This window comes from Aeromicrobium sp. Root344, assembly GCF_001425755.1.
Taxonomy (GTDB): domain Bacteria; phylum Actinomycetota; class Actinomycetes; order Propionibacteriales; family Nocardioidaceae; genus Aeromicrobium.
Genome location: NZ_LMDH01000001.1, coordinates 88,216 through 101,434 on the forward strand (window position 1 = coordinate 88,216; position 13,219 = coordinate 101,434).

General features: G+C 69.0%; 12 protein-coding genes. 1 reads left to right on the plus strand and 11 read right to left on the minus strand.

Annotation, left to right across the window (positions count from 1 at the left end; genetic code table 11):
* Positions 1–74: 74 nt before the first annotated feature.
* From mnmA to ASC61_RS00465, 10 genes are all read right to left on the minus strand, one after another.
* On the minus strand, positions 75–1,163 hold the full coding sequence (gene mnmA / locus ASC61_RS00420; RefSeq protein WP_056207781.1) for a tRNA 2-thiouridine(34) synthase MnmA: 1,089 nt from the start codon (positions 1,161–1,163) through the stop codon (positions 75–77).
* On the minus strand, positions 1,160–2,365 hold the full coding sequence (locus tag ASC61_RS00425) for a cysteine desulfurase family protein (RefSeq protein ID WP_200935358.1): 1,206 nt from the start codon (positions 2,363–2,365) through the stop codon (positions 1,160–1,162). The genes mnmA and ASC61_RS00425 overlap by 4 nt, the downstream gene beginning before the upstream one ends.
* Positions 2,366–2,470: 105 nt before the next feature.
* Positions 2,471–3,613 carry an ABC transporter substrate-binding protein gene (locus tag ASC61_RS00430; protein WP_056207786.1) on the minus strand — a complete coding sequence of 381 codons (1,143 nt, stop codon included), beginning with the start codon at positions 3,611–3,613 and terminating at the stop codon, positions 2,471–2,473.
* A gap of 53 nt (positions 3,614–3,666) precedes the next feature.
* Positions 3,667–4,470, minus strand: a complete 804-nt coding sequence (locus ASC61_RS00435; RefSeq protein WP_056207789.1) for an ABC transporter permease — start codon at positions 4,468–4,470, stop codon at positions 3,667–3,669.
* On the minus strand, positions 4,467–5,273 hold the full coding sequence (locus ASC61_RS00440) for an ABC transporter ATP-binding protein (protein WP_056207791.1): 807 nt from the start codon (positions 5,271–5,273) through the stop codon (positions 4,467–4,469). Before ASC61_RS00440 ends, ASC61_RS00435 begins: the two co-directional genes overlap by 4 nt.
* Entirely contained in the window at positions 5,270–6,148 is an 879-nt protein-coding gene (locus tag ASC61_RS00445; protein WP_056207794.1) for an ABC transporter permease, read from the minus strand. Before ASC61_RS00445 ends, ASC61_RS00440 begins: the two co-directional genes overlap by 4 nt.
* A complete protein-coding gene (locus ASC61_RS00450) occupies positions 6,145–7,161 on the minus strand; it encodes a TIGR03842 family LLM class F420-dependent oxidoreductase (RefSeq protein ID WP_056207796.1) in 1,017 nt (338 codons plus the stop codon). The genes ASC61_RS00445 and ASC61_RS00450 overlap by 4 nt, the downstream gene beginning before the upstream one ends.
* A 13-nt stretch (positions 7,162–7,174) precedes the next feature.
* Positions 7,175–8,596 (minus strand): dihydropyrimidinase, encoded by a 1,422-nt coding sequence (gene hydA / locus ASC61_RS00455; protein ID WP_056207798.1) that lies wholly within the window; start codon positions 8,594–8,596, stop codon positions 7,175–7,177.
* Between the two features lie 9 nt (positions 8,597–8,605).
* Complete coding sequence (locus ASC61_RS00460) at positions 8,606–9,454, minus strand: nitrilase-related carbon-nitrogen hydrolase (RefSeq protein WP_082530357.1); 849 nt, start codon at positions 9,452–9,454, stop codon at positions 8,606–8,608.
* 138 nt (positions 9,455–9,592) lie between these two features.
* Positions 9,593–10,555, minus strand: a complete 963-nt coding sequence (locus ASC61_RS00465) for a helix-turn-helix transcriptional regulator (protein ID WP_056207801.1) — start codon at positions 10,553–10,555, stop codon at positions 9,593–9,595.
* 62 nt (positions 10,556–10,617) lie between these two features.
* On the opposite strand from ASC61_RS00465, the gene ASC61_RS00470 reads away from it, so the two are divergent.
* Positions 10,618–11,475 (plus strand): SDR family oxidoreductase, encoded by an 858-nt coding sequence (locus ASC61_RS00470; RefSeq protein ID WP_056207805.1) that lies wholly within the window; start codon positions 10,618–10,620, stop codon positions 11,473–11,475.
* 54 nt (positions 11,476–11,529) lie between these two features.
* On the opposite strand, the gene ASC61_RS00475 is transcribed toward ASC61_RS00470, so the two are convergent.
* A complete protein-coding gene (locus ASC61_RS00475) occupies positions 11,530–13,128 on the minus strand; it encodes a PucR family transcriptional regulator (protein WP_056207809.1) in 1,599 nt (532 codons plus the stop codon).
* Between the last annotated feature and the right edge of the window lie 91 nt (positions 13,129–13,219).

Genomic DNA, 13,219 nt, shown 5'->3' on the forward strand with positions numbered 1-13,219 from the left:
TGGAGCGGTGAGCTGGGTCGAACCGCAAAGCTCCGCGTTCGACCTGAGCCACCGCCGCGGAGAGGCGGTTCGACCTAACCCACCGCCACGCGGGCGGTACGACTGATGGTGGCGGAGCCGACGACGCGGGTGCCGTCGTACATGACGCAGGCCTGGCCCGGCGCGATGCCGCTCGCCGTGTCGTGGAGGTCGACGCTGACGTCGTCGCCGGACACGTGCACCGTCGCGCGGTGCTCGTCGCCGTGCGCCCGCAGCTGCACCGTGCAGTCGAGCGAGCCGGACGGGGGCGTGCCGCACCACAGCGGCTTGATGCACTCGAGCGCGTCGACCGCGAGGGACTCCCGTGAGCCCACCGTGACGGTGCCGCTGACCGGCTCGATGTCGAGCACGAACCGGGGCTTGCCGTCATCAGCCGGGATGCCGAGCCGCAGCCCGCGCCGCTGCCCGATCGTGAACGCGTACGCCCCGTCGTGCTCGCGCAGCACCGTGCCGTCCTCGTCGACGATCGTGCCCGGCTTGGGGCCGAGCTTCTCGCCGAGCCAGCCGGCGTTGTCGCCGTCGGGGATGAAGCAGATGTCGTGGCTGTCGGGCTTGGTGGCGACCTGGATGCCCCGGCGCGCGGCCTCTGCGCGTACGACGTCCTTGGTCGTGTCGCCGAGGGGGAACAGCGAGTGCGCGAGCTGCTCCTGCGTCAGCACGCCGAGCACGTAGGACTGGTCCTTGCCCATGTCGATCGCGCGGTGCATCTCGATCGTGCCGTCCGGCGCCGTCTCGAGCTGCGCGTAGTGACCCGTCGCGACGGCGTCGAAGCCCAGCGCCAGGGCGCGGTCGAGCACGGCGGCGAACTTGATCTTCTCGTTGCAGCGCAGGCACGGGTTGGGCGTACGCCCGGCGGTGTACTCGGCGATGAAGTCGTCGACGACGTTGTCGGCGAACTCCTCGCTCATGTCCCACACGTAGAACGGGATGCCGAGCTGGTCGGCGGCGCGGCGGGCGTCGCCGGCGTCCTCGATCGAGCAGCAGCCGCGGGCTCCTGACCGGTACGACCGGGGGTTGCGGCTGAGCGCCAGGTGGACACCCGTGACGTCGTGACCTGCGTCGACGGCTCGCGCGGCGGCGACGGCCGAGTCGACGCCGCCGGACATCGCGGCGATGACCCTCATGACCCGCCCCTGACCAGCGACGCGCGCTGTGCACGCTCGTGCACCGCGGGCAGCGCCTCGATCAGCCGGTCGACATCGGCCTCCGTCGAGGTGTGGCCGAGGCTGAACCGCAGCGAGCCCCGGGCGGCGACGTCGTCGTAGCCCATCGCCAGCAGGACGTGGCTGGGCTGGGGCACGCCCGCGGCACAGGCGGAGCCGGTCGAGCACTCGATGCCCTGCGCGTCGAGCAGCATCAGCATCGCGTCGCCCTCGCACCCGGGGAACGTCACATGGGCGATGTTGGGCAGTCGGTGATCGGGTCCGGGCTGCGGATCGCCGTTGACGATTGCGTCGGGGACTACCCGCACGATGCCCTCGACGAGCCTGCGACGCAGCGCCTCGATGCGGTCGACGGTCTGTGCCTGGCGACCGACCGTGACGTCGACGGCCGCGGCGAATGCGGCGATCAACGGGACGCTGAGCGTGCCGGACCTCAGGTCGCGCTCCTGGCCGCCGCCGTGCAGCAGCGGCGTCGCCTCGAGCTCGCGGCGGAACAGCAACGCACCGACGCCGACAGGACCACCCAGCTTGTGCGCCGTGATCGTCATGGCGTCGAGCTGGCTGGCGGCGAAGTCGAGCGGCACGTAGCCGGCCGCCTGCACGGCATCGCTGTGGACCGGGATGTCGTACGTGCGGGCGATGTCCACGACGTCGGAGACCGGCTGGATCGTGCCCATCTCGTTGTTGGCCCACATCGTCGTGACAGCTGAGACCGAGGCCGGGTCGCGTTCGACGGCGGCACGCAGCTCGTCGACCAGGATGCGGCCCGTGGTGTCGACCGGCGTCATGTCGATCTCTGCGCCCTCGTGCTTGGCGAGCCACGTGACGGGGTCGAGCAGCGCGTGGTGCTCGATCGAGCTGAACACGATGCGGTTGCGATCGGGGTCCTGGGCCCGGCGCGACCAGTAGAGGCCCTTGATCGCGAGGTTGTTGGCCTCGGTGCCGCCGGAGCAGAACACCACCTCGCTGGGCCGCGCGCCGAAGCGCTCGGCGATCAGCTCGCGCGCCTCCTCGACCGTACGACGGGCATCCCGCCCGGACGCGTGCAGCGACGACGCGTTGCCCGTGCGGGCCAGCTCCTCGGCCATCACGGCGATCGCCTCAGGGACCATCGGCGTGGTTGCCGCATGGTCGAGGTAGGCCACTCGTTCGAGGTTGTTCATCGCTCAACAAGCGTAGCCCGGTGACGCACGCCCCGTTCCCACCGTCCGGACGCACGACCGGCGCCGCCCGCGGAGGGACGACGCCGGTCGTGGCAGGGCGAACGGCTACTTGCCGCCCTCCTTGAGCGTCACGTCGATCGGCTTGTAGCCCTTGCCGTCGACGTCGACCCCTTCGGCCTTGAGCTCCTTGAGCGCCGCCTCGACGTACGTGTTGGAGTACGCCGACGCCGGGGGCGCCTTGGAGATGATCGTCGCGCCGGTCTCGTTCTTGGTGCCGAGCGCGATGTCGACTGTCTGCTTCCAGGCCGCCTCGTCGATCACACCGACGCCGTGCGTCGAGGGCCAGATCAGCTTGTTGACCTCGTTGGTCATCCACAGCTGGTGGCTCTCGCCGAGCTGCGAGCCCGCGGCCGTGACGATCTTGGCTGCTTCCTCGGGGTTGTCCCGCGCGTAGACCCAGCCCTTGATCGACGCCTTGATGAACTTGGTCGTCTGGTCCGCGTACGCCTTGTCCTTCAGCTTGTCGGTCTGTGCCCAGATCGCGTCCTGCAGCATCGCCGTGCCGACGTCGTTCCAGTCGATGACGTTGAGGTCCTCGGGCGTGTAGAGCTTGCCGGTCTTGGGGTTCTTGGTCTCCAGCACCTGGGCGTACTCGTTGTAGGTCATCGCCTGGGCGGCGTCGATGTCACCGGCGAGGAAGCCGTTCATGTCGAACGCCTGCTGCACGAGCTTGACGTCCTTGACCCCCACGTTGTCCTTCTGCATGCCGGCGAAGAGCTCCCACTCGTTGCCGAAGCCCCAGCTGCCCACCTTCTTGCCGTTGAGGTCGGCCGGGCTCGTGATGTTCTTGTCCTTGAACGAGATCTGAGTCGTCGCGCTCCGCTCGAAGATCTGGGCCACGTCGGTGATCTTCGCGCCCTTCTCGATCGAGCCCAGCACCTTGGGGACCCACGAGATCGCGTAGTCCACGTCGCCGGCCGACAGCACGTCCTGCGGCACGATGTCGGCGCCGCCCTCGACGATCTGGACGTCGAGCCCCTCGTCCTTGTAGTAGCCCTGGGCGACCGCCGCGTAGTAGCCGGCGAACTGTGCCTGCGGCACCCATTGCAGCTGGAGCTTGACCTGCTTCAGGTCACCGCTCGTTGAGTCGCCGTCACTGTCGCTCCCGCCCCCGCAGGCGCTCAGGACCAGCGATGCCGCAGCCACCATGGCGGCGACCCTTGCCCACTTCCGCATGTTGTGCTTCATCGATTCTCCTTGTTGATGGTGCTGCAGGCCGCCCGTGGGTCACGGGCGGACGATCAGGGGGTCGAACGGTGCCGCGTGAAGAACATCTCGACCGCGAGGGCCGCGCAGTAGAACACGAGGCCGAGCACGATCGCGCCGAAGACGTACGCCCAGGCCAGTGCGTAGTTGCTGCTGGCCGCCGACGAGGTGATCGACTTGCCGAGGCCGCCGATCGGACCGCCGAAGTACTCCGCGATCAGCGCCGAGATCACCGCGAGCGACGACGCGACGCGCAACCCCGTGAACACGTACGGCGCAGCGGTCGGCAGCGTGACCGCGAACTGCTGCTGGCGGGCGGACGCGGCATAGACCCGCATGAGGTCGCGGTGCACCGGCCGCACCTGGCGCAGGCCGCGCAGGGTGTTGATGTAGACCGGCACGATGACCGCGACCGCCGCGACGATCTGGCGAGCGGTCTCCTTGTCGGCGCCGTACATCGTGTAGAGCACGGGTGCCAACGCGACGATCGGCATGACCGCGAGGGCCGCGACGAGGGGTGCCACGATCGTGTCGAAGATGCGCCACACGCCGGCGATGATCGCGCCGAGGATGCCCACCAGCGCGCCGACGACGAGCCCGATCAGGGCGTTGACGCCGGTGCTGACCGAGCCGTCGACGATCGAGCCGAGGTTGTCGGTGATCTCGTGCCAGATGTCGGTCGGGGTCGGCACGATGTACTGCTCGATGCCGAAGCCATCGACGACGCCCTGCCACAGCCCGAGCATCGCGACGCCGAGGACGATCGGGGCGACGACCGTGCGATAGGCCGACCCGCGCGCCAGCGCCCGCTCGGGGATCGTCGCCGTTGTCGCGCTCATCGGGTGTCGACCCCTCGCGCACCGGCGACAGGTACGCCGTGGAGTGCCTCGCGCACCTTGGCGACGCCCCGGAAGAACGCCTCGTCCTCACGGAGCGAGTCGTCACGCTCGGCCGGTCCGCCCAGGCTGACGTCGATGACGTCGGTGATGCGGCCCGGACGCGGCGACATCACGACGACGCGGTCGGACAGGAACACCGCCTCGGGGATCGAGTGCGTCACGAACACGACGGCGGCCTGGGTCTCGGCACAGATGCGGACGAGCTCGTTCTGCATGCGCTCACGAGTCATCTCGTCGAGGGCGCCGAACGGCTCGTCCATCAGCAGGAGCTTGGGGCTCTCGGCGAGCGCCCGGGCAATCGCCACGCGCTGCTGCATGCCGCCGGACAGCTGGTCGGGGTAGTGCCCGGCGAAGTCCGTCAGGCCAATCAGCTCGAGCAGCTCGGAGACCCGGGCCTTGCGCTCCGAGCGGCCGACACCGTGGAGCGCCAGCGGCAGCTCGATGTTGCCGGTCACGGTCTTCCACGGCAGGAGTCCGGCCTGCTGGAACGCGATGCCGTAGTCCTGGTCGACGCGCGCCTGACGGGCCGGCTTGCCGAACACGCTGAGCTCGCCGGAGGTCGGGGTGTCGAGGTCGGCGATGAGCCGCAGGAGCGTGCTCTTGCCGCAGCCGCTGGGACCGATCAGCGACACGAACTCCCCCGGCGCGACGCTGAGGTCGACCGATTCCAGAGCCGTGACGGACGCACCCTTGCGACCCCCGAACGTACGGCTGACCGCACGGACCTCTACTGCTGAACTCATGCTGGGATCTCCGAACGTCGATAGGGCTTGAGGGCGAGGCCGAGCAGGCCGACGAACGCGGCAGCCACCAGGCCGACGGCGATCGCCGCGAAGATCGGCGCCCAGGGCTTGGCCGGGTCGCTGCTGGCGGACTGGGCGTACTCGATGATCAGGCGGCCCACGCCACCGCGGAGGCCGATCGAGACCTCGGCGACGACCGTGCCGATGACCGCCGATGCCGCCGCGAGCCGCAGCGCCGGGAGCAGGAACGGGACGCTCGCAGGCAGGCGCAGGCTGAACAGCGTGCGCCACCAGCCGATGCCGTACGTGTGCATCAGGTCGACGTGGGTCGCGTCCGGCGCCTTGAGGCCACGCAGCACTCCCACGGCGACCGGGAAGAACGCGAGGTAGGCAGCGATGACCGCCACGGAGTGCTCGCTCTGCCACTCGAAGCCGCCGATCGTGATCTGCGAGCCCCAACGGCGTACGAGCGGGGCGATCGCGATGAGCGGCACGGTCTGGCTCAGCACGATCCACGGCAGGACCGCTGCCTCGGCGATCGTGAAGCGTTGCATGACCAGCGCCAGCGCGAACCCGACGACGACGCCGATGATCCAGCCGAACGCCGCGATCCTGAGCGTGAACAGGCCCGCGTCGAGCACGGTCTGCCACATCGTGTCGCCGATCGTGCCGATGACGGGGTCGGACAGCCTCGAGAACATGTCCCACACGTGCGGCATGGCGATGTCGGACGACCGCGGCAGCACCGTGGTGCCGCCGATGACGACGCCGGTGTCGGGGGCGACCGCCTTGTAGGCCTCCCACACCCCGATCACCGCGGCGATGCCGAGGGCACCGAGAGCCAGGCGCCCCAGGGGCGCGCTACGTCGGGTCACGCCTTCGCCGTCACGTGCTCGCGGATCTGCGGGATGATCGACTCGCCATAGACCCGGAGGGTCTCCTCCTTGTTGTCGTGCTGGAGGTAGCCCGCGAACTGCGTCACGCCGACCTCCTGGAGCGCCTTGAGCTTGGCGACGTGGTCCTCGACGGTGCCGAGCAGGCAGAACCGGTCGACGATCTCGTCGGGCACGAACTCCGCATGCGTGTTGCCCGCGCGGCCGTGCTCGTTGTAGTCGTAGCCCTCGCGGCCCTTGATGTAGTCGGTCAGCGCCTGCGGCACCGAGCCGTCCGCCCCGTACTTCTCGACGATGTCGGCGACGTGGTTGCCGACCATGCCGCCGAACCAGCGGCACTGCTCGCGCATGTGCGCCCAGTCGTCGCCGACGTACATCGGCGCGGCGATGCAGAACTCCAACGAGTCGGGGTCGCGGCCGACGTTGGCCGCCGCGTCGCGGACGGTCTGGATCATCCACTTCGTGATGTCGACGTCGGCGAGCTGCAGGATGAACCCGTCACCGACCTCGCCGGCCGCCTTGAGCGCCAACGGCCCGTACGCCGCGATCCACACCTCGAGCGACGTGTTGGTCGTCCACGGGAACCGCAGGGTCGAGCCCTTGTAGTCGACCGCGCGGCCACTGCCGAGCTCCCGGATCACGTGCGTCGCCTCGCGGACCTCCTTGAGCGTCGACGGCTTGCCGTTCGTGACGCGTACGGCCGAGTCGCCGCGACCGATGCCGCACACCGTGCGGTTGCCGTACATCTCGTTGAGCGTCGCGAACACCGACGCTGTGACGGTCCAGTCACGCGTCGCCGGGTTGGTCACCATCGGGCCGACGACGATCCGCTTGGTCTCGGCGAGGATCGCGCTGTAGATGACGTACGGCTCCTGCCACAGGATGTGGCTGTCGAACGTCCACACGTAGTCGAAGCCGTGCGCCTCGGAGAGCTTGGCGAGCTGCACCGTGCGCCACGCGGGCGGGTTGGTCTGGAGTACGACTCCGAAATCCATGGTCAGCCTTCTGCTAGATGAGGTACTGGGACAGGTCGCGCTTGACGAACTGGCCATGGCCCTTGGTGCCTACGTACGCGTTGTCGTCCACGACGACCGTGCCGCGCGAGATCACGGTGTCGACGTGCCCGTCGATCTCGAAGCCCTCCCACGCGGAGTGGTCCATGTTCATGTGGTGCGTCTTCTCGTAGCCGATCGACGTGTGACCGTTGGGGTCGTAGATCACGATGTCGGCGTCGGCGCCCGGCGCGATGACGCCCTTCTTGCCGTAGAGGCCGAACATCCGGGCCGGCGTCGTCGAGGTGATCTCGACCCACCGCTCGAGCGTGATCTGGCCGCTGACGACGCCCTGGTACATGAGGTCCATGCGGTGCTCGACGGACCCGATGCCGTTGGGGATCTTGGAGAAGTCGCCCAGGCCGAGCTCCTTCTGGTCCTTCATGCAGAACGGGCAGTGATCCGTCGACACCATCTGGATGTCGTTGGTCCGCAGGCTCTGCCACATGTGGTCCTGGTGGCCCTCCGCGCGGGACCGCAACGGCGTCGAGCACACCCACTTGGCACCCTCGAAGCCCGGCGCGCCGAGCTGTTCCTCCAGCGACAGGTAGAGGTACTGGGGACACGTCTCCCCGAACACGTTCTGCCCGTTGTCGCGGGCCGCGGCGAGCTGCTCGACGGCCTGCTTGGCGCTGACGTGCACGACGTACAGCGGCGCGCCGGTGAGGTTGGCGAGCATGATCGCGCGGTGCGTCGCCTCCTCCTCCATCTGCCATGCGCGAGCGATGCCGTGGTAGTAGGGATCGGTCTTGCCCTGGGCCAGCAGCTGCTCGACGAGCACGTCGATCGCCGGTCCGTTCTCGGCGTGCATCATCGTCATGAGGCCCGTCTCGGCGGACGTCTGCATGGCCCGGAGGATCTGCGCGTCGTCGGAGTAGAACACCCCGGGATAGGCCATGAACAGCTTGAAGCTCGTGATGCCCTCGTCGACCAGGCCGTCCATCGCCTTGAGCGAGTCGGCGTTGACGTCGCCGATGATCTGGTGGAAGCCGTAGTCGATCGCGCAGTTGCCGCGGGCCTTGTCGTGCCACGTCGCGAGGCCGTCCATGACCTGCTGCCCGTACGTCTGAACGGCGAAGTCGATGATCATCGTCGTGCCGCCCCACGCAGCAGCGCGGGTGCCGGTCTCGAACGTGTCGGAGGCCGCGGTGCCGCCGAACGGCAACTCCATGTGCGTGTGCGCGTCGATGCCGCCGGGGATGACGTACTTGCCGGTCGCGTCGATCACGGTGTCGACCGTGCGCGCGAGGTCGCTGCCCAGCAGCGTGGATCCGGGCGCGAGGACGGCGACGATGACCTCGCCGTCGACGAGGACGTCCGCCGCCGAGCGGCCGGTCGCGGTGACGACCGTGCCGCCGGTGATGAGTGTCGTAGCCATGAGGCCTCCTTACGGCTTGGCGATCAAGGTGTAGGAGTCAGGACGACGGTCGCGATAGAACTGCCAGTCGTCGCGCATCTCCTGCACCATGTCCATCTCGAGGTCGCGGACGAGGATCTCCTCATCGGTGCCCGAGCCGCGCTCGCCGACGAAGTTTCCGCGCGGGTCGATGACCTGGCTCGTGCCGTAGAAGTCGACGGCGAGCTCGCCGTACTCGTTGTCCTCGCGCCCGACCCGGTTGGGCTGGAGCACGAAGTAGCCGTTGGCGACCGCTGCGCACGGCCCCTCGACCTCCCACAGCCGGTTGCTCAGGCCCGGCTTGGTGGCGTTGGGGTTGAAGACGATGTGAGCGCCGTTGAGGCCGAGCTCGCGCCAGCCCTCGGGGAAGTGGCGGTCGTAGCAGATGTACATGCCGATCTTGCCGACCGACGTGTCGAAGACCGGGTAGCCCAGGTTGCCGGGGCGGAAGTAGAACTTCTCCCAGAACCGGTCGAGGTGCGGGAGGTGGTGCTTGCGGTACTTGCCGAGGATCGTGCCGTCAGCCTCGACGATCACCGAGGTGTTGTAGTAGACGCCGGTGATGTCCTCCTCGTAGATCGGCAGGACCATGACCATCGACAGCTCCTTGGCCAGCGCCGCGAAGCGCTGCACGATGGGGCCGTCGGCCGGCTCGGCGTAGCGGTAGTACTTCTTGTCCTCGGTGATGCCGAAGTAGGGACCGTAGAACAGCTCCTGGAAGCAGATGACCTGCGCCCCGTCGGCCTTGGCGTCGCGCGCGAACTGCTCGTGCTTGTCGAGCATCGACTCCTTGTCGCCCGTCCACGTCGTCTGCGTGATCGCGGCTCTGATGACCGTCACTTGGCTTCCCTCTCGCTTGTGGCCCAGATCACAGACCGTCGTAAGGCGCTCACTCTAAGCACGTGGAGGCGACCCGTCCAGACATTGAATGGCACGAACGTTTCACGAGAATGATCTTTTGTAACGTCGGTATGAACCTCAGTGGGCGTCGCTCGATGCCGGCTCGACAGCGGCCGCGATCCGAATGGCCAGCACCCGCAGGGCATCCAGCACATCGGCGCTCCCGTCCTCGATGACGAAGTCCTGGCCGATGAGCAACAGGTTCGTGGCGACGGTGTCGGCCGTGTCACCGGTCGCCCGCACGCGGCACCGATCGTCGTCGACGACCTCCACGGGTACGACTGCCGGGAGACGCGCGCTCACGACCCGGGCCGGTGCGGCCACGACTGCGTCAGCCCAGTGCCGCCGATACATCGCATCCATGCTCTCGACCAGAGCTTGCGAGGGTGGCGCGACCTGCGGCCGGAACCGGGCACCGGCCGGCTGCTTCACGGTCATCCGGTCGAGCCGGAAATGCCGCCAGTCAGTCCGTGCGGGATCGAACGCCAACAGGTACCACCGGCCACCGGACTGCACCAACCGGTAGGGCTCGACGTCCCGCTGTGTCACGTTGCCCTTGCGGTCCGCGTAGTCGAACCTGACCCGTCTCTGGTCCCGGCACGCGCCGGTCAGGAACACCACATCGGCCGGCTCAGTGCCCGGGCCACGCCTGTCCGCGGTGTCGGTGAAGGTGCGCAGGGCGCTCATCCGCCCGCGCAGCCGCCAGGGCAGCACCTGCTCCAGCTTGGCCAGGGCCGTGACAGCCGCCTCGCCGACCCCGGCGGTTCCTCCGGCCGCGAGCCGCAGCCCGACTGCCATGGCGACCGCCTCATCGTCCTCCAGCAGGAGCGGCGGAAGCGCACTGCCGGCCTGCAGCGCGTAGCCGCCGACGACGCCGGTCTCGGACTGCACCTCGTAACCGAGGTCGCGAAGCTTGGCGATGTCGTAGCGCAGCGTTCGCGCGCTGACGCCCATGCGCGTCGCCAACTCGGGTCCGGACCAGCGCGTACGCGACTGGAGCAGGTTGAGGAGTTGCAGGAGTCGTGCCGATGGATTCGTCATGTTCTGAACATTCTCTCGTACTGCGGCAAGGATCTTGCCTCAATGCCTGAAATGTTGAAGTCATGAACTCACACACACCGCACACCATCCTCGTCACCGGCGCCACTGGTCAGGTCGGTCGCCACCTCGTCTCCGAGCTGCTCTCCGCGGGTCATCGGGTCCGCGCACTGAGCCGCACCCCAGAGACCGCGAACCTGCCCGAAGCCGTCGACGTCATCGCCGGCGACTTCGGCGGCGAGCTGCCCGCCGGACTCTTCAAGGACGTCGACGCGGCGTTCGTCTTCGCGGCCGACGGCGCCGCGTCGTTCGTCGAGGCAGCGGCCGCAGCACAGGTGCCCCGGCTCGTGCTGCTGTCCTCGCTCGCCGCAGCACTCGAGCACGAGCGCGACCACGGCTCGTTCAGCCAGCTGCACCACTCCGCGATCGAAGAGGTCGTCCGCGCCAGCGGTACGTCCTGGACGATCCTGCGCCCCGGGACGTTCGCCAACAACCTGCTGACCTGGGCCCAGCCGATCCGCTACACCGGCGGCGTCACGGGGCCCTACCCGACGTCGGCGCAGGCACCGATCCACGAGGCGGACGTCGCCGCCGCGGCCGCGGCCGTGCTCACCAGCCCGGGCCACGAGGGCAAGATCTACCCGATGACCGGACCGCAGGCGTTGAGCCGCACCGAGCAGCTCGCGGCGATCGGTGCCGCGATCGGGCGTGAGCTGACCTTCACCGAGAACACGCCCGACGAGTTCCGCGCGGAGATGGCGCAGTACGGCGTCGCCGACGGCATCGTGAAGATGCTGCTGGACTACTGGTCCGACACCGTCGACAGCCCCGACGTCGTACGTTCGACCGAACCGCTGACCGGCCGCCCGGCCCGAACGCTCGCCGAGTGGGCGCAGGACCACGCCGCCGACTTCGCCAGCTGAGCCAGGCCCTCCGGCCCGCCGCTGATCCCGGATCGGCGGCGGGCCGGTTGAACGTCACCGAGCGTGGTCGTGGGCCATCATCGCGACGCCGAGGGACAGTTGCGACGAGGGATCGTCGAGGCGTACGCCGAGGACGCTCTCGATCTGCGCGAGCTTGGCGTAGAGCGCCGGCCGGCTGCGGTGGGACGTCCGCGCCAGCCGCGACTTGTTGCCGCCGGCCGCGAGGTACTGCCGCAACAGGTCCAACAATCCACCGCCGTGCCGGGCCTCGTACGCCAGCAGCGGGTCGAGCTCGGCCTCGACGAAGGACTGGACCCGCGGATCGTCGTGGAGCTGCGCGATGAGGCCATGCAGTCGGATGTCGGCCTGGCGAAAGTACGCAGGTCCGGGCGCAAGCGCCTCGTGCGCGACCCTCGCGACGTGCTGCGCGGTCCGCAGCGACCGGTTCGTCGAGAGCAGGTCCGGCTCTGCGGCGCCCGCACCGATCGTCACCGCGTCATGGCCGGCGTCGAGCCGCAGGGCATCGGCGAACGCCGTCAGCACGGCGTCCTCGGTCGATCGCGGCGGCACCGAGAGCAGCAGGACGACCTGGTCGTCTCCGAGCACGCCGGCGATCGCGGACTGCCGCGAGGCGATCAACGCCTTGGACACCCGCTCGCCGAGCCGTCGTTGCGCGCGGTGCACGGTTGCCGCCTCCCCCGTGGCGGTGTCGGCCTGGACCGCCGCACCCACGTACGAGCTGCCGGGCGCCAGTCCGAGCGCCCGCGCACGCGTCAGGGCGGCCGACTCCTCGCCCAGCCGTCCCTCCAGCAGCTCCCTGAGGAAGCCGCCCTGGGCCTGGAGCTGCACCGACTGCTGGTCGCGCTCGATCATGCGGGACAGCTCCACCGCCTGGGCCACGCGCTCCACGAGCATGCCGAGCCGTTGCTGGTCAGCCGCCGGATTGGGCACGACGAGTCGACCCCACTCGTGACCGTGAGTGCCCACCGCGGTCGTCAACCAGCCCTCGAGGCCCGCGAGCCCCGTGCCCTCGCGCCGCGGACAGAGCCTCGATCGACGCTCCCAGTCGGCGAGCAGCCCCTCCGCAGGGCGGCCGATGGCGTGGAACGCCACCACACGCCGGTTGAGGTCCTCCAGCACCATCGACGAACCGGCCATCTCGGCACCCGCTCGTAGGAGCTCATCGACCCCTGCTCCGTCGAGGCTCAGCGCGGTGAACGTCTCGTGCACGTCCTGGGCGAAGCGTACGAAGTCGAAACGATCCGCCACGATGCCGCGGTGCACCTCCTCGGTGATCACGACGAAGCGCGCCTGATGGTGGAGCACGATGAGGGGAAACTCGGCGGCCCGGGCGCACTCGAGCGCAGCTGGCGGCATCGATCGCAGATGCTCGCCCAGCTCGACGATGAGACCGGCCGCCCCGGCCTCGATCAGGGCCGACACGTAGTCCGCGGCCTCCTCTGCGGCGCCACGCATCGCCAGCCCGGTCGACAGCAGGAGCTCATCGCCCTCGAGCAGATCGGCGACCTCGCGCACCTCGCTGACGTGGACCCACCGGACCGGGCGGTCCAGGCGGGTCGATCCGCTCAGCACCTCGGGCTCGCCCGCCTGCACGGCGGGTCCCGCAAGGATCGAGCGGATGGTCGGGATCATGCACCGAGCCTAGTTGACACTGTGTAAGCCGTTCAGCAGATTCGACGACACCATGCCCATTGCTCACGGGCCTCTACGGGCGCAGGATTCA

What these genes read in the sequence shown, in the direction of transcription:
- ASC61_RS00450 (WP_056207796.1), bottom strand. Translation starts at nt 7,161, where the DNA reads ATGGATTTCGGAGTCGTACTCCAGACCAACCCGCCCGCGTGGCGCACG.
- ASC61_RS00430 (WP_056207786.1), bottom strand. Translation starts at nt 3,613, where the DNA reads ATGAAGCACAACATGCGGAAGTGGGCAAGGGTCGCCGCCATGGTGGCT.
- ASC61_RS00440 (WP_056207791.1), bottom strand. Translation starts at nt 5,273, where the DNA reads ATGAGTTCAGCAGTAGAGGTCCGTGCGGTCAGCCGTACGTTCGGGGGT.
- mnmA (WP_056207781.1), bottom strand. Translation starts at nt 1,163, where the DNA reads ATGAGGGTCATCGCCGCGATGTCCGGCGGCGTCGACTCGGCCGTCGCC.
- ASC61_RS00425 (WP_200935358.1), bottom strand. Translation starts at nt 2,365, where the DNA reads ATGAACAACCTCGAACGAGTGGCCTACCTCGACCATGCGGCAACCACG.
- ASC61_RS00470 (WP_056207805.1), top strand. Translation starts at nt 10,618, where the DNA reads ATGAACTCACACACACCGCACACCATCCTCGTCACCGGCGCCACTGGT.
- ASC61_RS00435 (WP_056207789.1), bottom strand. Translation starts at nt 4,470, where the DNA reads ATGAGCGCGACAACGGCGACGATCCCCGAGCGGGCGCTGGCGCGCGGG.
- hydA (WP_056207798.1), bottom strand. Translation starts at nt 8,596, where the DNA reads ATGGCTACGACACTCATCACCGGCGGCACGGTCGTCACCGCGACCGGC.
- ASC61_RS00475 (WP_056207809.1), bottom strand. Translation starts at nt 13,128, where the DNA reads ATGATCCCGACCATCCGCTCGATCCTTGCGGGACCCGCCGTGCAGGCG.
- ASC61_RS00465 (WP_056207801.1), bottom strand. Translation starts at nt 10,555, where the DNA reads ATGACGAATCCATCGGCACGACTCCTGCAACTCCTCAACCTGCTCCAG.